This is a genomic window from Campylobacter volucris (assembly GCF_008245045.1).
GTDB lineage: Bacteria > Campylobacterota > Campylobacteria > Campylobacterales > Campylobacteraceae > Campylobacter_D > Campylobacter_D volucris.
On record NZ_CP043428.1, the window covers coordinates 1,442,624 to 1,459,556 of the forward strand.

12 protein-coding genes are annotated in these 16,933 nt (G+C 27.5%); 4 read left to right on the forward strand and 8 right to left on the reverse strand.

What is annotated here, in order from left to right:
* Positions 1 to 15: 15 nt before the first annotated feature.
* Genes aroC through CVOLT_RS07490 form a run of 4 tightly spaced genes read right to left on the reverse strand, consistent with a single transcriptional unit; the run spans position 16 to position 3,158 of the window.
* Complete coding sequence (gene aroC, locus CVOLT_RS07475) at positions 16 to 1,101, reverse strand: chorismate synthase (RefSeq protein WP_039666142.1); 1,086 nt, start codon at positions 1,099 to 1,101, stop codon at positions 16 to 18.
* The gene (gene rnc, locus CVOLT_RS07480; protein ID WP_039666143.1) at positions 1,098 to 1,766 is read right to left on the reverse strand and encodes a ribonuclease III; all 669 of its coding nucleotides are present in this window, start codon (positions 1,764 to 1,766) and stop codon (positions 1,098 to 1,100) included. Before rnc ends, aroC begins: the two co-directional genes overlap by 4 nt.
* Entirely contained in the window at positions 1,759 to 2,199 is a 441-nt protein-coding gene (rnhA, locus tag CVOLT_RS07485) for a ribonuclease HI (RefSeq protein WP_039666144.1), read from the reverse strand. The genes rnc and rnhA overlap by 8 nt, the downstream gene beginning before the upstream one ends.
* Positions 2,196 to 3,158, reverse strand: a complete 963-nt coding sequence (locus CVOLT_RS07490) for a hypothetical protein (RefSeq protein ID WP_039666145.1) — start codon at positions 3,156 to 3,158, stop codon at positions 2,196 to 2,198. The genes rnhA and CVOLT_RS07490 overlap by 4 nt, the downstream gene beginning before the upstream one ends.
* A 76-nt stretch (positions 3,159 to 3,234) precedes the next feature.
* Here CVOLT_RS07490 and dnaG point away from each other — a divergent pair, with 76 nt between their 5' ends.
* Both dnaG and CVOLT_RS07500 read left to right on the forward strand, forming a co-directional pair.
* Positions 3,235 to 5,022, forward strand: a complete 1,788-nt coding sequence (gene dnaG / locus CVOLT_RS07495) for a DNA primase (RefSeq protein ID WP_039666146.1) — start codon at positions 3,235 to 3,237, stop codon at positions 5,020 to 5,022.
* Between the two features lie 59 nt (positions 5,023 to 5,081).
* Positions 5,082 to 6,065, forward strand: coding sequence for an MnmA/TRMU family protein (locus tag CVOLT_RS07500; RefSeq protein ID WP_039666147.1), 984 nt, complete (start codon positions 5,082 to 5,084; stop codon positions 6,063 to 6,065).
* Positions 6,066 to 6,097: 32 nt separating this feature from the next.
* On the opposite strand, the gene pbpC is transcribed toward CVOLT_RS07500, so the two are convergent.
* Positions 6,098 to 8,296, reverse strand: a complete 2,199-nt coding sequence (pbpC, locus tag CVOLT_RS07505) for a penicillin-binding protein 1C (RefSeq protein ID WP_235362400.1) — start codon at positions 8,294 to 8,296, stop codon at positions 6,098 to 6,100.
* A gap of 2 nt (positions 8,297 to 8,298) precedes the next feature.
* Positions 8,299 to 13,584: an alpha-2-macroglobulin domain-containing protein gene (locus CVOLT_RS07510; RefSeq protein WP_052243198.1), complete on the reverse strand. Its 5,286-nt coding sequence runs from the start codon at positions 13,582 to 13,584 to the stop codon at positions 8,299 to 8,301.
* A gap of 106 nt (positions 13,585 to 13,690) precedes the next feature.
* Between CVOLT_RS07510 and CVOLT_RS07515 the strand changes: the two genes are divergently transcribed.
* Together CVOLT_RS07515 and CVOLT_RS07520 are read left to right on the forward strand one after the other, a co-directional pair.
* Positions 13,691 to 14,041, forward strand: a complete 351-nt coding sequence (locus CVOLT_RS07515) for a hypothetical protein (RefSeq protein ID WP_039666149.1) — start codon at positions 13,691 to 13,693, stop codon at positions 14,039 to 14,041.
* A 40-nt stretch (positions 14,042 to 14,081) separates the two neighbouring features.
* Complete coding sequence (locus tag CVOLT_RS07520; protein ID WP_039666150.1) at positions 14,082 to 14,390, forward strand: hypothetical protein; 309 nt, start codon at positions 14,082 to 14,084, stop codon at positions 14,388 to 14,390.
* A 14-nt stretch (positions 14,391 to 14,404) separates the two neighbouring features.
* On the opposite strand, the gene CVOLT_RS07525 is transcribed toward CVOLT_RS07520, so the two are convergent.
* Entirely contained in the window at positions 14,405 to 16,255 is a 1,851-nt protein-coding gene (locus tag CVOLT_RS07525; RefSeq protein WP_039666151.1) for a mechanosensitive ion channel family protein, read from the reverse strand.
* A complete protein-coding gene (locus tag CVOLT_RS07530; RefSeq protein WP_039666152.1) occupies positions 16,252 to 16,887 on the reverse strand; it encodes a carbonic anhydrase beta in 636 nt (211 codons plus the stop codon). The genes CVOLT_RS07525 and CVOLT_RS07530 overlap by 4 nt, the downstream gene beginning before the upstream one ends.
* Positions 16,888 to 16,933 lie beyond the last annotated feature (46 nt).

Sequence of the window (16,933 nt, forward strand, 5' to 3'; positions counted from 1 at the left end):
AGCAAGTATTAAATTTCATTTATAAATTTTCTTTAAATTAGATAAATTTGAATTTGCGTTTAATAATAACACATCTGCCATCACAACTCTAGCCATAGCATTTACCACTATAGCTCCTCTTATACCTACACAAGGATCATGCCTACCTTTTAACTCACATATGACATTTTCACCTTTAATGTTTTGGGTTTGCTGTGGTAAAAATATAGAAGGAGTTGGTTTAAAAAATGTTTTAAATTCTATAAAATTTCCATTTGAGATTCCTCCTAAAATTCCACCACTATGATTGCTTAAAAATTTATCATCTTTGATTTCATCATTATTTTGACTACCAAGCATATAACTACTTTTACACCCGCTACCAATTTCTATAGCTTTAACCGCATTTATACCCATAATAGCATGAGCAAGTTTAGAATCAAGCTTATCATACAAAGGCTCTCCTAAATTTTTAAAAGGATTTTTAATTCTAGTAAAAACCCTCGCTCCTATGCTATCTTTTGCCTTTTTAGCTTTTAAAATCTCATCTTTAAAACTCTGTTCTAAATTCACATCTAAAGCATAAATTTCACTCCTTGATGCAAATTTAAAATCAAACTCATCATTTTTTAATTGACTCTCAATCTCTCCAACCCCATAAACACCACTCATAATTTCTATATCAAATTCTTTTAAAAGCATTTGTGCCACAGCTCCAGCTGCAACCCTAGCTATGCTTTCTCTAGCGCTTGCTCTTCCACCACCTGTATAATCTCTAATACCATATTTGTGAAAATAAGTATAATCAGCATGAGCAGGTCTAAATAGCTCTTTTAAATTTTCATAATCTTTTGAATGTTGATTTTCATTAAAAACCATTATAGCTATAGGAGTTCCTGTGGTATAACCCTCAAAAACACCGCTTAAAATTTGAGCTTTATCATTTTCTTTACGCGGAGTAGAAAATTTATTTTGTCCTGGCTTTCTTTTATCAAGCTCATTTTGTAAAAATTCTTCATCAAATTTAACACCAGCTGGCATACCATCTATAACACATCCTATCGCCCTGCCGTGTGATTCTCCAAAGCTTGTAAATTTAAATTTTGTTCCAAAGGTATTCATAATTGTCCTAATTTCTCTAAAGCTATTTTTGCACATTGTTGTTGGGCTTCTTTTTTACTACCTGCTATTGCTCTTGCAAATTCTTCACCTTGAATTTTTACAGCAATTTCAAATTGTTTTTTATGATCAGGCCCAAAAGCTTTAACAACAATATATTCTGGAGTTACTGCCATATCTGCTTGAGTGATTTCTTGCAGTTTGGTTTTATAATCTTTAAACAAACTTTGCGTATCAATATGCGGATAAACTTCTTCTAATAATTTTAAAGCTATATGTTTAGTTTTTTCAAAACCTATCTCTAAATACAAAGCCCCCATTAAAGCTTCAAATGCATCAGAAAGTATTGATGGTTTATTGCGACCATCATTGTTTTCTTCTGCAGCCGACATAAAAATACATGCTCCAAGATTTAATTTTTGAGCTAAATGTGCAAAAGATTTTTCATTTACCAAAGCAGCTCTTAATTTAGAAAGATTTCCTTCAGAATCTTTTTGAAATTTAAAAAATAAAAATTCCCCTACCACTAAATCCATAACCGCATCGCCTAAAAATTCTAATCGTTCGTTATTATAAGGCTTTTTATAACTTTTGTGGGTTAAAGCTTCGATTAATAATTTTTCATCTTTAAAAGTATAGTTTAAACACTCTTGAAGTTTTTTAAGCATTATTTAGCCTTTCTTCTTGAAGTTTTAAAGCTGCTTGCCTTGCCAATGTATCACAACGCTCGTTAAATTCATGCCCATTATGTGCTTTTACCCAAATAGCACAAATATCATGATTTTTTGCTACTTTGATATATTCTTTCCATAAATCCACATTTTTTTTACCCTTAAAATCTTTTTTTATCCAATCTTTTAGCCATTGATTAATACTTTGAACCATTAAATTAGAATCAGTGTATAATTTTATCTCACAGGGTTCTTTTAAAGCTTCTAAAGCTTTGATAATAGCCATTAATTCCATACGATTATTAGTTGTATTTTCACAAGCACCACTATGTTCTTTAATATGATTTTTATAGCTTAGCACATAAGCCCATCCACCAAAACCAGGATTATTTAAACACGAACCATCGGTATAAATTTCAATACTTTTCAAGTTCTAACCTCATAATAAATCTTACATGTGTTAAATTCATAACATATTGGACAATGATAAAAAAACAACGGGTGTTGGTTTTTACAATTATTACAAACATAAGTAAAAAAAAGTCGAGCTTTTATATCATTATCATTTAAAATTTTTAAAATTTTAAATTTTTCATTAGTCAATTTAATGGCCGTTTTTTCAATACCTTTAGCATAAAAAAATTCATGATATTTTAAATCTTTGATATTAAAAGCTTGTGTAAAATTATCAAGCAAATCAATGATATTTTCAAAACTAGGCATTATTTGCATATCATCTTTATAGTAAGTAAAACAAAGCCTTAAAACACTTTCATTATCTTTTGAAAGAGCTAAAATTTCTTGTTTTTTTTCATCTTCACTTTTAGCACTTGCTTGAATTTTTAAAGCCTTGATTAAAGCTTTTTCAGTATAAATATTTTCTCCAAGCTCAAACAAACATTCTAAAACTTCTAAAACTCTATCATAATCTTTTAATTTCAAATAAACTATTTTTAAAAGTTTTAAGCTTTCTTTGTTGCGTGATTTAATTTTTAAAGCATTAAGTAAAGCTTCTATGCTTCTTTCTAAAAATCCTGCTTTTAAATACACACTAGCTAAAGAAAAAAAGATATATTCTTTTTGATTTGCGTCATTAGATTTTTGCAAGGCAATCAAATATATACCTACTGCTTTTTCAAATTCTCCACTTTTAGTAAAAATTTGGGCTAAAAAATTTAAATTTTCTATGCTTAAATTTGCATTTTTTAAAAGTTGCTGATGAGTTGAGTTGATTTCAAATTTTTTAACAAAACGATCTAGTTTATTTTTTTGATCTTTACTAGCAAACATACGCCATATATAATGCGAACTAGCCACGCATAAAACCAAAGCAGTTAAAACAATTAGTCCAAACAAAGGATCTCTATATTCTACAAAGAAAAAATCCATCTAATCTCAACTTAAACTTCATAAATTTATAACAATTATAGCTAAATGCTTATATAATTTTCTTTAAGGTTTAAAAATGATAGAACAAACTAGTATAGAACAACTTTTACAAAAAACAGACATTGTTGATATCATAGCTCATTATGTAGAAGTAAAAAAACAAGGTTCAGGCTATGTATGCGTATGTCCTTTTCATGATGATAAAAATCCAAGTATGCATATTAATTCTATTAAAGGTTTTTATCATTGCTTTGCTTGCAAAGCTGGGGGAAATGTCTTTAAATTTGTAATGGATTATGAAAAATTAAACTTTGTTGAAGCAGTCGAAAAAGTCGCTTCGTGGAGTAATTTTTCACTCACTTATACTTCGCAAAAACAAGATAATAAAAAATCTATTGTGCATATATTGCCTAGTTTGAATGCCTTTTATAAACAAAATCTAAGTAAAAACAAAGAAGCCTTAGCTTATCTTTACAAAAGAGGCTTAAATGATGAAGACATTAGAAAATTTGAGTTAGGCTATGCTCCTAGTTCAAATGAAACTTTAAGATTATTACAAAATGAACAAATTAATACCCAAGAAGCCTTAGAAGCTGGAGCTATAAAGCAAAATGAAAGTGGAATTTATGCAAGCTTTATTAATCGCATCACTTTTAGCATTTATGATCATAAAAATTTACTCGTAGGCTTTGGCGGTAGAACCTTAGATGAAACCAATATGGCTAAATATGTCAATTCTCCTCAAAGTAAATTATTTGACAAATCAAGAATTTTTTACGCACTTCATTTGGCAAAAGATGAAATTTACAAACAAAAAGAGATGATAATTTGCGAAGGTTATATGGATGCTATAGCTTTACATAAAGCTGGTTTTACTAATTCTGTAGCAGTTTTGGGCACAGCTTTAGGGGAAAATCATATTCCTTTGATTAAAAGATTACAAGCTAGAGTGATTTTATGTTTTGATAATGATAATGCAGGATTAAATGCTGCTCTTAGATCAGCTCATTTGCTAAGCTTGGCAAAAATTGATGGTAAAGTTGTCTTGATCGAAGGAGGTAAAGACCCTGCAGAACTTGTAGCAACACATCAAGAAAAGCTTTTATTTTCTATACTAGAAAAAGGCATAGAACTAGGCGAATTTTATATAAGAAATTTAATCACTCATTTTGATTTAAATTCAGCATTAAATAAACAACAAGCCTTAGAAGAAGTGCAAAAATACACTTTTTCGCTAGAACCTTTAATAGCAAATTCATATGTTAATTTGGTTGCAAATTTACTTGGAGTAAATCATCAAGACATTAAACTTAGCAAAAACACAAAGACTCAAAATACTTTTTTAAAATTACGCCCACAAAAGCAAAATTTTACTAACAATATAAGCGAATTAGAATTATTAAAATTTTTACATGAAAATCCAAATTCCATATCTATTTTTAATGCTATAAGTTTGCAAGAATATTTTTTACACCAAGATATCATACAAGCTATTTTAACCCATCAAAATTTTGAGAATGCAAGTATAAGAGAACTTTATGAGTATAAAAATATCAAAGATTTGGCTAATTTGGAAGAATTTTTATATGCAATTTGTAAAATAAATTTAGCTTTTTTTAATAGATTAAAAAATCTTGATTTTACTCAAGCTTTAAAAAAACAAATTTTTAATTTGCTCAACCAAAATTTAGAAAAAATCAAAAAAATCTATCAAAATGAAGAAATTTTTCTTTCTCACTTAAATGAAATTTTAAAAACCATACAAACATTAAAAGACGATGAATTAGAACTTTTTTTTATCAATTTGCAAAGAAATATCAAAAACAAACAAGAGCTTTATGTTCATTATGATGAAACTTTTTAAATTTTAGAAAATAAATTAAAAATCTTTCAATAAAATTATGAAAAAAATGAAAGGAAAAAATGAAAGCACTAGCACTTTTTAGTGGTGGACTTGATTCTATGCTTGCTATAAAACTCATTACTTCTCAAGGCATAGAAGTTAAAGCTCTAAATATCAACATAGGATTTGGTGGAACAAGCGATAAAAGTGAGATCATGGCCAAACGCGCTGCTATGGCAGGAGCTAGTTTTGAAATGATAGATGTAAGAAATGCTTATTTGCAAGAAGTTTTGTTTAATCCACAATATGGATATGGAAAACATTTTAATCCTTGCATAGATTGTCATGCTTTTATGTTTAAAACTGCTCTTTCTATGTTAAAAGATGAAAATGCTGATTTTATCATCACTGGAGAAGTTTTAGGCCAACGCCCTATGAGTCAAAGAAATGATGCTATGGCAAAGGTTAAAAAATTAGCACTTGATGAAGAAGATCTTGTCTTGCGTCCTATGTGTGCTAAAAATTTACCTTTAACCAAGCCTGAGCGTGAGGGTTGGGTTGATAGGCAAAAACTAGAAAATATCAGCGGACGCAGCAGAAAAAGACAACTTGAACTAGCTGCCAAATTTGGATTTGAAGATTTTGAAAGCCCTGGTGGTGGCTGCTTGCTTACACTTGAAAGCTTTGCTAATAAAATTAAAGATTTCATAAAATTTGATAAAAATATGCAAGTAAATGATGCTCAGCTTTTAAAATATGGTCGTCATTTAAGGCTTCCAAATGGCTCTAAAATGATCATTGGAAGAAATGAATTAGAAAATCGATTTTTAAAAGAATTAAAAACTCAAAAATACGAAGAATTAAAACTTTTTGATTTAGTAGGAGCTTATTCTTTAGTGGATGAAAATATAAATGATGAGGATTTAAATTTAGCTCTTATTATAGCATTAACCTATGCTAAAACTAGCCCAAATACTCCTTATAATATAGGCTTTAAGGATAAAATTTTCCAAAGCATAGCTTTTGAAAGCAAAGATAAAATTCAAGAATTTTTCATCAATTAGCTCTACAAAGGTATTAAAATACCTTTGTATTTTCACAATACATTAAAATTTACAAAATCACTCAAGCCGCTTTGACTAATGATATTAAGTGTGTATTTGCCTTTTTTTAAATCAATATAAATTTGATCATCATTCCCTTCAAATACTAATTTTTGATTTAAATACCAAAATACCTTCTCTTTTTTTGGATTTGAAATTTTAATGAGCAGTTTTTGCTTTGATGTTAAATCTTTTGGCAAGATGATATTAAGATTGTTTAAAGGATAAATAATTTTTATTGTATTGTTTGAAATTTTAAAATTTTGCTTTTGTTTAGAAAAAAATTCTTGGGCGTATGATGGTAAATTTAAAATAGTTTTTTTACTCGCATAGATAAAATTTTCATCTTTTGAATTTACTTGTTTATCTTCATACAAAAAAACTTCTTTTAAAAAAGGAGAAATTCGCAAGATCTTTGCACTTTGAGGATATAACACCTCTTTAAAATCAAATTGATCATCATAACGATATGCTGTTTGATTTTCTATTTTAACAAAAATCAAATCATTAGGTTTATTAAATTCTACATTTACCTCATCAAGTAAAGATAAAAGTTCAAAAAATAATTCCCCAGCTACACTTACCCCAAAAAGATTTGCATTAGCTTCACCTGTAAAATTACCAACCCACACCCCTAAAGTGTATCTAGGTGAAACTCCAACCGCCAAAGCATCCTTTCTACCATAGCTAGTTCCTGTTTTCCAAGATACAATAGTGTTAAAATCATATTGTTTTAATCCTACCCTATCTAAATCTTTTAAAACCTCTAAAGTTAAATAACTTGCACCATCGCTAATAAGTTTTTTTTCATTTAAAATATGTGCATTTTGTTCATATAATACATCTTTAAATTTTCCATAATTTCCAAGACTAAGATAAATTTTTACTAAATCTTCTAGACTTAATTCTTTAGTGCCTAGTATCAAAGAAAGGCCGTATTTTTTAAAATTTTCATCATCAAATTCTAAAATTTCTTTAAGTTTATAAAAAAATTTTTCATAACCATACTCTAAAAGTAAATTGACAAAAGGGATATTAAGAGATTTTTGCAAAGCTTCTTTAGCACTGATTAATCCATAGTATTTTTTATTAGCATTTTGTGGTGCAAAATTTGAAAAATATGTAGGCACATCAAGCACTAAAGAATCAGGAACCAATAAACCTTCATCTATGGCCAATGCAAAAAGTAAAGGTTTTAAAGTCGAACCCACACTACGCTTTGCAATAACCCCATCTACTTGACCAAAATTAGCAAAATCATAAAAATCATTAGATCCTACATAAGCTAAAACTTTATTTGTTTTTGTATCAGCAAGCAAGATGGCTAAATTCTTAATGCCTTTTTGGTGGAGTTTGTAGCTATATTCTTTTGCTTTATTTTCAAATTTAAGCTGAATTTTTTTATCAATACTTGAAATGATTTTAGTTTGATTTTTTAAAAGCCTACGAGCTAAATGCGGAGCTATATTTTTCCTTGATTTAAAAGTAGGCAAATTTTCAGCAAGAGCTAATTGTAAAATGTCTTTGGAAAAATAACCCTTTTCAAAAAGTCTTTGAAGTAAACGATTGCGTTTTTGCAAAAGTTTGTCTTTATTTTTTTCAAGATTAATAAGACCAGGATTATTTGGAAGCACTGCAAGTAAAGCTGCCTGACTCCAAGTGATATCTTTTAAATTCTTTTCAAAATAAAACAAACCAGCACTTGCAACACCAACTAAATTTCCACCATATGGAGCATTATTTAAATAAAGCTTTAAAATTTCTTCTTTACTATAAGCATTTTCTAAAGCAAAGGCTTTAATGATTTCATTAAATTTATTAAAATAAGTGCGTTCATTTTGCTCTAAAAGCTTTATAGTTTGCATAGAAATAGTGCTTGCACCGCTTCTTTTTTCTGAAAAAAGATTGTTTTTAAAAGCCCTTAAAAGAGCTAAAAAATCTACTCCAAAATGAGAATAAAAATTTTTATCCTCATATAAAATCACAGCATCTTTAAGTTTTTGTGGTATATCATTGCTTTCTAAATGCCATTGTTCATTTGCATCTAAAAAAACACTTAAAATTTCTTCGTTTTTGTCTAATAAAACCTTGCTATAAGAATCTTTAAATAAATTCTTACTATCAAAAAAACTATATACAAAAGCTATATAAGAACAAAAACTTACAAAACATATGCAAAAAAATATTTTCAATTTTACCAAGTCACTTTAACTCTCTTACTTTGGCTTAAAGCTCTATAAGCATTATCATACATTACTTCAACATAAGCTCCACTTAGTGTATAAATACCTGGGGTAATTGCGTTTAATTTTACAAAAAAATTCTTTTCTTTCTCAGGATAAAGCGAGAAAAAATACATTATCTTATCATCTCTAATATCTACAAAATCATAATTTGAATCATTTATAAATTCAGGTTTTTCACTACTTAAAAAATCATGCACTATTTCCCACCCGCTTGGTAAAATTTGAGTTAAAGCAACATTGTGAATTTCTTGGCTAGTTTTATCTAAAGATATGGTTAATTTCATATAAAAAATTTGCGAACTTTTGATTGAACTTTCATCGATTTCATTGCCATTTTCATCATAAAAAGTTCTTGTGATAAATAACCCTTGCGCAAAAGGCAAAGCTACTTCTTTTTTAATGCCTTCTATACCAAAATGCACAAAAGTATCTTCTTTAGCTTTTATTACGACCTTGCCTTTGTTAAATTCAAACTGCTCAAAAGAAGTTTCATTTAAATTTTGAGTTTTTTCATCAATATTTATAGTAGCATTGAGTGTTTTAGAATTTTTTTCATTAAAACTATTTGATAAAGCATATAAAGCATATCCTGCACTTTGAGTGCTAAGCCAAGCATTACTTTCTAAATTCCTTTTAATATTTTCCAATAACTCCTCATTGTTTTTACCATAGATGATTTTATATGCATTAGCTATAATAGCTTCATCTCTTAAAAACGATCCATATGTGCTAGTATAATCATCACTATCAGGCTTTATGCTTAAATTTTTTACCAAATTTAAAGCTATCTCATCAAAACCAGCAAGTTTATACGCACTACCAAGCTGCCAAAGACTGACATTGCTTAAATTTTTTAAATATTGTTTGTTTTCATAAATACTATTCATAACGCTTAAATTTGGCTCTTTAGTTAAAGCTAAAAGATATAAAGAATTAATTTTTATGTCTTTATTTACATCATCTTTTAAAATATAGGCTTTTTCATAATCAAGCCAAGCATTAAACATAGCATCACTTACATAATAACCCTTTTCTTTGGCTAATATCAAAAACATACCAGCATAATTACTACCCCAATCATCAGACTCTTTTAATCCTTGCCAATATGCAAAACCTCCATTAGAAGTTTGAAAATTTATATATTTATTAATCAAAGCATTAGTATTATCAATAATTTTTTGCTTATTAATATCTAAATTTAATTTGTCTAAAAACAATTGTGGTAAAACCGCTGAAGTGCTTTGCTCTATACATCCATAAGGATAATTTTGCAAATATTTTAATCTATGATTGATATTTAAAATAGGCTTAGAGCTAATGCTTAAAAATGCACTTGGATTGATGTATTCTTTATCGATGTTAAATTCCATGGTGCTATTAGCAGGAATTTTTAAAGATTTTCCTTCATAGCTTATAGTGTTTAATGCTTTTATATCAATTTGGGTATTTTGCGTATAAGTATAATCTTTTGCATTTAAACTAAATTCTAATTCTTCTGTGCCTAAATTATCAGAATCTACCTTAGCATCAATATAAACATCTTTAACTTTTTCATTATCAAAATCAATCAAAATTTCATTGCTATTAAAGCTTATAAGTGAATTTTTAGCCTTTAAGGATAATTTTGCATTTTTTACATCCTCATCTATTTTAAATACTTGCACCAAAAGCCTAAATTCATCACCCATTCTTAATGCTCTTGGCAAAGTTTCAAGCATTATAACTGGCGCACTAACTTGTATATTTTTAAAAGCACTACCAAAACTATTTTGATTATTTGCTACTACCATTACCCTTACAGAGCCCAAATAAGAAGGCATTTTAAAATTAAGTTTTGCATAGCCATTTTCATCGCTTTTAACAGGCTCTTGAAACAAAACTATGGGCTTAAAGCGTCTAGCTTTTTCATCGCTTTTGCTTTTATTTGCTCTACTTTCTAAAAAGCTATCTCCACCTGTGGTTAAAACTTTAGATACATTAGAAGTATTTTTTGTGATAATCTTATCGTAAGTATCATATATGCTCATATTAAAGCGAATTTTTTGATAAAAATATTCCCAAATATCTGGAGTTTTAAAAGCATTAATATCTAATAACCCCTCATCTACAATAGCCACAGTATAAGTATAGCTTTGCTTATCTTTGCTTTGAATTTCTATTTGAAAATCTTGTTTGGGCATAACTTTACTAGGAGCTTTTATATCAAGCTCGATTTTACTATGTTCATCAACTACTTTTAAAGGTACCACACCAAAAAGTCTCAAAGCTCTATCATTGGTATAATCATTATAATCTTGCAACAATATTACACTTGCATAGATATTTGGTGCATATTCTTTGCTTATAGGAAATTCAACCTTGGTAGTATTTTCTTTTGTCTCAAGCACAAAACGCTTTAAAATTTTTGTATTGTCATTAAAAGTAACAATAGCTTTTGCACCTTTAACACTTTCAAATTCTATCGTTGCAATATCATTTGGTTTGTATTCTTTTTTATCGCTTTTAATCTTTAAAGAACTTACAATATCACTATCACTTGGTGCACCAAAACTACTAATATAAAAATACTCTCCTGTGCTAGTTTTATCTTGGACATCTTCAAGTTCTATAAACATTTCTCCATGATAATCTTTTGGATCAAATTCAATTTTTACTGGTTGATCTTGGCTTATAATTTCACCCTGATAAATGATTTTAGTGTTTTTATCTCTTTTTAAAGATTTTAAAAAATCATCGTAATTATCATAATCCCACCACCAAGAATAATCATTAGCATAAATAGTATATTTGATTTTTCTATTGGCGATTAAATTCTCTTTTAAATCACTTACAACCACATCAAAATTTACTATAGACCCTGAATTTAAATAACGATTTTTAAGTTTTTTAATACCTACAAAATTTTCATGCAAAATAATTGGAGTTTGCGTCACAGCTTCTACTGATCTTGCACCTGTTTCAAAAACCCTAGTACTTAATGTAGCTTCTAAATTATAAGGAATGTTTTTAAAAAAATCTTGAAATACAAAATGCTGTTTAGTTTGACCATTTTCATCCAAATTTCCTTCTAATTTATCTTGGTATTGATAAATTAAAACACTAGGATTTGAAAAAATATACTCTGAGTATTTGGAATTTTGATATTCTTTTTTATTTACAAATAAATCTGTTTGAAATTTTAATTTACTAGCTGGTGAGCCAAAAAGATATTTTGAACTTATATTAAAATCAAGTTGTTCATTTTCTTTTAGCATTTTTGGTGCTTGCATAGCTACTTTAATGCGATTTGCAACTATATTTTGGACTAAAATTTCTTTATCAAAAACTAAATTTGCAAATTCAACCCTAGCTAAATATATCCCGCTTTGAGCTTGCGGATTTAAATTTATTTTCTTATAAAAAGTTCCATTGCTTAAAGGCTCAAGTTTGATTTTATCTAAAAGTTTTTTATTTCTTGGATCAAAAAAACTTAAAAATACAGGATGATTAATAACTCCTTTATCATTACGCCCAACTATGCTCAAATGTATATCATCACCTGGCCTATACACTCCTCTTTCTGTATAAATAAACACTTTGTTTTTAGAATTTAATTCTAATCCTCCTACATCAAAACCATCATAAAGCAAAGGTGAAGATAAACGCACTATAGAAGCTTGATTATCTTTAGAAGCTAAAACAAAAAGTGCATCACTTTTTATATCATCAAAAACCACCAAACCATTTTCATCACTCAATTTAGACGCTAAAATTTGATTTTTATTACTAACTACCTCAACTTTAACATCTTTTAATGACTTTTGAGTAGTAAAATCTCTTATATCAATAAAAAGTTTTTGATCTAATTTTTGGACAATCAAAGCTATATCTGAAAAGATAAGATTTTTACTAATTCTTGCTTTTTGATTAAAAAATCTATATTTTTTCCAACTTTCTATATCTTTATCAAAAGTAAAATCTACATCCTTTTCTTCAAAATAAAGTTTTACTATAAAAACACCGCTTAAATCTTTTAAACCATCTAAAGCAATTTCATGCTCAACCCATTCATTTTTTACATTTTCAATATCAAAAGATTTTTTAAGAACCATTTGGCTTGTATAATCAGTTTCTGAAAAAATATCACTATCATAATCGCTTAATTTCTTAGAACCTTGGAGATTTTTATAACGCAAATATTCACTTAAGTTATTTGAAAAAATTTGCCAAACTTCTAAATGAACTTTTTTAACATTTAAACTTTTAAAACCTATTTTTTTATCTGCTTTGCTTGATAAAAATACACCTTGACTTGAAAAACTAATAGCAGGCTCATAATCTTTAAAACTTACTTGTGTTTGATAAGTATTTTTAATATTTATATTTTCATCACTCTTAAGACTTGAAGAAATATTTATATTATAAGTTGTATTAGGATTAAAATTGCCTATAAGTTTGATTTTGTTTGAGATAGCTAGTGCTTTAAATTCTACACTAGGATTAATAGAAATTAGCTCTGCTAAATTTTGATTTTGCAAGATATTTTGCGAAAAAAACAATTCTATATCTTTATTAACTATATTAGCATTTTGGAAAATAAAATCATTTTTTGCAAGTAATACATAATCAAATTCTAAATTCTTTTGCAAACCTAAAACATCTTTATCAAAAACAACTTTGATGTTTGTATTAGTATTTTTAATACTTAAATTTTTAGAATAAACACTAGCTATGTTATCTTGAACTACAATTTTATCTATATTTATGTTTTGAGCTTGAGTGCTTATTTTAATTGCTTTTAATAAATCTTGTTCATTTATAGCATAATAGCTTTCAAGATTTAAAATTAGCACACTTTCTTTAGAAGTTTGATTTTGAAAAAAACCCTGCACAGCTAATTTTTCAAAAGGAGTTTTTATTTTAAAATTTAATTTTTCATTGATTGCTATATCATTTAAATCTATAAAAATATCATAGTTTTGATTAGCCTTTAAAGGAGCAAAAATATACAATCTTGAAAAACTATCAAATTTAGACTTAGCCTTTATTTTTTCGCCATTAAGTGTTATTTCTCGTTCTTTGATGATGCCTAAGTTTTGATTAGAAATATTAGTGTTAAATTCTATAAAAATGCTTTGAGTTTGCTCATCAAATCCATAAGCTCTAACAATAGAATTTTTATCTTCATTTTTAGCACATGAAAAAAATAAACTTGCTATTAAAATTACAAATAAAAATTTTAAAATTTCTTTCATGTTTTTCCTTAATTTTTTATGTAATATTTGGTAAATTATAACCAAATTCACTCTTGCTTCACTTAAAAGATTATATAATTTTATCAACAATTTAAAAGGAGAAAAAATGAAAAAGAAAATGATTGCTTTTTTAGCAGTATTGGGTTTTTCAAGTTTTGCTTATGCATCAGATGGGATATATGGAACAATAATTGATATTAATGATGGTGCAAAAACTATTGTAGTAGATACCACTTATGGTCAAAAAATAAATATGAAAGTATTACCAAATACAGAAATAGATATGGATGATTGTGGAGTTTTTGGTATGGATAAAACTGGAACTTTTGCTGATTTAAAAGTAGGTAGTTTTATAGAAGCTGAACCTTTCCATTCAAATATCCAACAACCCTTAGATCAAACGCAAAGTATTACAGTTAAAGAAATTAAAATAGATTGTAAAAAAAGAGCTTACTAAGATTTTTGATGTAAAATAACTCCAAAAAAGGAGTTATTTTATGAAAATTTTATTTATTTTATTATTTTTTACTAATTTTGTCTTTGCTTATAAAGTACAAGGTGTTTTAAAAAATACCACTCAAAATACTCTTAGCTTACAAACTAATTTTGATAATAATCTTATCATAACTATACTACCTCAAACAACAATCAATATTTATGGTTGTGGAGTATTTGGAAATAATAAAAAACAAGGCAACATTCAAGATTTAAAAAAAGGAAGTATAGTAAAAGTCAATGGACAAAAAAATGGCAGTATAATTTTAGCTAAAGAAATTTTGGTTGAATGTGAAACAAGAGCTTATTAAAAGCTCTTGGAAAGTTATTCTTTGTTGATTTTTTCTATATACAAACTTTGCGATGGAAAGGCAAAACTAAGATTATTTTTTTCTACAATTTTCATTAATTCTAATAAAATAGCTTGTCTTGCTTCTCTAAAACCTCTAGCATCTACAGCTTTAGTGTAAAAATATACTTCTATATCTATAGAACTTGCACCAAAACCATATACGCTTACATACGAAGCATTTTTATAACCTTCTAAATCATTAACTGAAACTAAATTTTGTCTATATTTAGCACGACTTCCGCCTTTTTTCAAAGCACTATCATCTACTTGAGCTATCAAAGGACTACTAGCTAATAATTCTTTTATATCTTCAACGCATTTTTCTAATTGCTCTGGTCTTGCATCATAAGTAACACCTATAAACATTTTAACATGTCTACCAATTTTTCTTTTACTCCAGTTTTTAATATTAGTTCCCATAATGGTAGAATTTGGCAAAAATACCAAAGAATTATCAAAAGTTCTAATCGTAGTCTTTCTAAGACCTATTTCTACTATGGTTCCTTCTATACCTGAAATTTCAACCCAATCACCTTGATTAAAACTATCATCAAAAAGCAATAAAACTGAAGCAAAGAAATTTGCAATGATGTCTTTAGTAGCCAAAGCAACTGCCAAACCACCTATACCCAAAGAAGCAATTAATGCAGATATATTAAACCCTAAATGAGCTAAAATAAACAATGCTGCTATAACTATAATGATAAAATATAAAATTTTAATGATTAAATTTACAACTTCTCTTTTACCACTTTTTTCTGCTAATTTTGCAACTACAACCATACCATAACTATCAAAGATATTGATTGCAAGCCATGCTATTAAAATCGCATAAACAATATATAAAATATTACTAATTCTAATATCTACTGGAACTGGATAATAAACAATCGTAAAACAAATCCCCAAAGCATATACAAACAAAAACCACCCAATAGGCCCTTGTAATTTTTCTAAAAAATGGGTTTTTATGTCAATATTGTCTGAATTTTTGCCAAATAACCTAATCAAGAAAAAATATAAAATTTTTGCAAGATAAAATTTTAAAGAATAAAAAAATACTATCACGGCAATGGAAATAACAATTTTTCCAAGATTTACACTTTCTATAGATGTTTGCTCATTAATATAATTAATAGCATTTTGTAATCCTAACTCACTAAATAAAAAATTCGTTTCTAGTAAATTTGCATTATTTCTTAAATATACCAATATTTCATTATAAGATTTAACAGTATTTCTTAAATGATTCTCGGCTATTTCTAAAGCTTTAAGTTGCTCTATATCAATAACTTTTTCCTTGTCTAAAGAAAAATCAAAAGAAACATCTTCTTTTAAAGAATCAATACTTTTATCAATAACAATCTTTATCTTATCGCTTTGTGCTCCTTGTATAAACATCGCTTCAAGCTCAAAAATAGAGCGATAAAAATGCTCCCCTGAAATCAAAGTTAGTAATTTAATTTTTTTATCTACATATTCATAATATCTTTTTTTAGCTTCTGCAGTTTTGACCTCTTGCTCAAGTTTTTGCTTTATACTTAAAAATTTACTTACTTCTTTATCATCAATCTTTTGAGAAACCATTCTTAATGGAATTTTAGTAAGGATATTTTGTTTTTGTTTTTCTATCTCTTGGATATTATCTTTAAATTCACTGATATTAGAATCACCATTTTTAAAACTTTCTAAAATCAAATTTAATTCTATATAATTTTGAACTAAAGCAAAAATACTATTTTTATCTTTAAAAACATTTTTTTCTTGCGCATGCAAAGTGTTCATAAAAAAGATAAACAAAATAGCAACAAAAATTCTTTTCATTTTCCAGTCCTTTCTTGTATTAGTGTAAAATTTTCTGATTTAAAACTATATTCATAAATTTCACCTGTTTCAATGATATAATACCAAGCATGAAGTTCAATCTCATTTTTATTTAAAGCTTCTTCTATACCAGGATAAGTAAGCAAATTTTGTAAAGAATTTACTAAATTCATTTTTTCAGTCATCCAAGCTCTCATAGCCTGATCTTTTTTAGCTATCTTGCTAACTTCTTCTTTTATGGGCTCAAGCAAAGTAAGCCATTTTTTTACATTTGGCATTTTTTTTAATTCTTCTTCGCTAGCATATAAAGCTGCACATCCTCCACAATTACTATGACCGCAAACTATAATATTTTTAATGTGCAAAGAATTAAAAGCATATTCTATAGCAGAAGTTGTCGCTAAAAAATCATCTCCTACTCTATAAGGAGGGATTATATTTCCGATATTTCTAATCACAAAAAGCTCTCCTGGGCCTGTATTTGTAATTAAATTTGGTATAACCCTAGAATCAGCACAACCGATAAAAAGAGTATGAGGATTTTGCTTATTTTTCAAACTTTCAAACAACTGAGCATGTTCTTTAAAATCTTCTTGCATAAATTTTAAAGCACCATTAATCAAATCTTTCAAAAATTTCCTTTAAAAGTATCATTGTAAAAATTATACTAAATATTCC

Coding starts and splice junctions, on each gene's coding strand:
- CVOLT_RS07525 (WP_039666151.1), bottom strand. CDS start 16,255: ATGAAAAGAATTTTTGTTGCTATTTTGTTTATCTTTTTTATGAACACT.
- CVOLT_RS07500 (WP_039666147.1), top strand. CDS start 5,082: ATGAAAGCACTAGCACTTTTTAGTGGTGGACTTGATTCTATGCTTGCT.
- CVOLT_RS07515 (WP_039666149.1), top strand. CDS start 13,691: ATGAAAAAGAAAATGATTGCTTTTTTAGCAGTATTGGGTTTTTCAAGT.
- CVOLT_RS07490 (WP_039666145.1), bottom strand. CDS start 3,158: ATGGATTTTTTCTTTGTAGAATATAGAGATCCTTTGTTTGGACTAATT.
- dnaG (WP_039666146.1), top strand. CDS start 3,235: ATGATAGAACAAACTAGTATAGAACAACTTTTACAAAAAACAGACATT.
- rnc (WP_039666143.1), bottom strand. CDS start 1,766: ATGCTTAAAAAACTTCAAGAGTGTTTAAACTATACTTTTAAAGATGAA.
- aroC (WP_039666142.1), bottom strand. CDS start 1,101: ATGAATACCTTTGGAACAAAATTTAAATTTACAAGCTTTGGAGAATCA.
- CVOLT_RS07520 (WP_039666150.1), top strand. CDS start 14,082: ATGAAAATTTTATTTATTTTATTATTTTTTACTAATTTTGTCTTTGCT.
- CVOLT_RS07510 (WP_052243198.1), bottom strand. CDS start 13,584: ATGAAAGAAATTTTAAAATTTTTATTTGTAATTTTAATAGCAAGTTTA.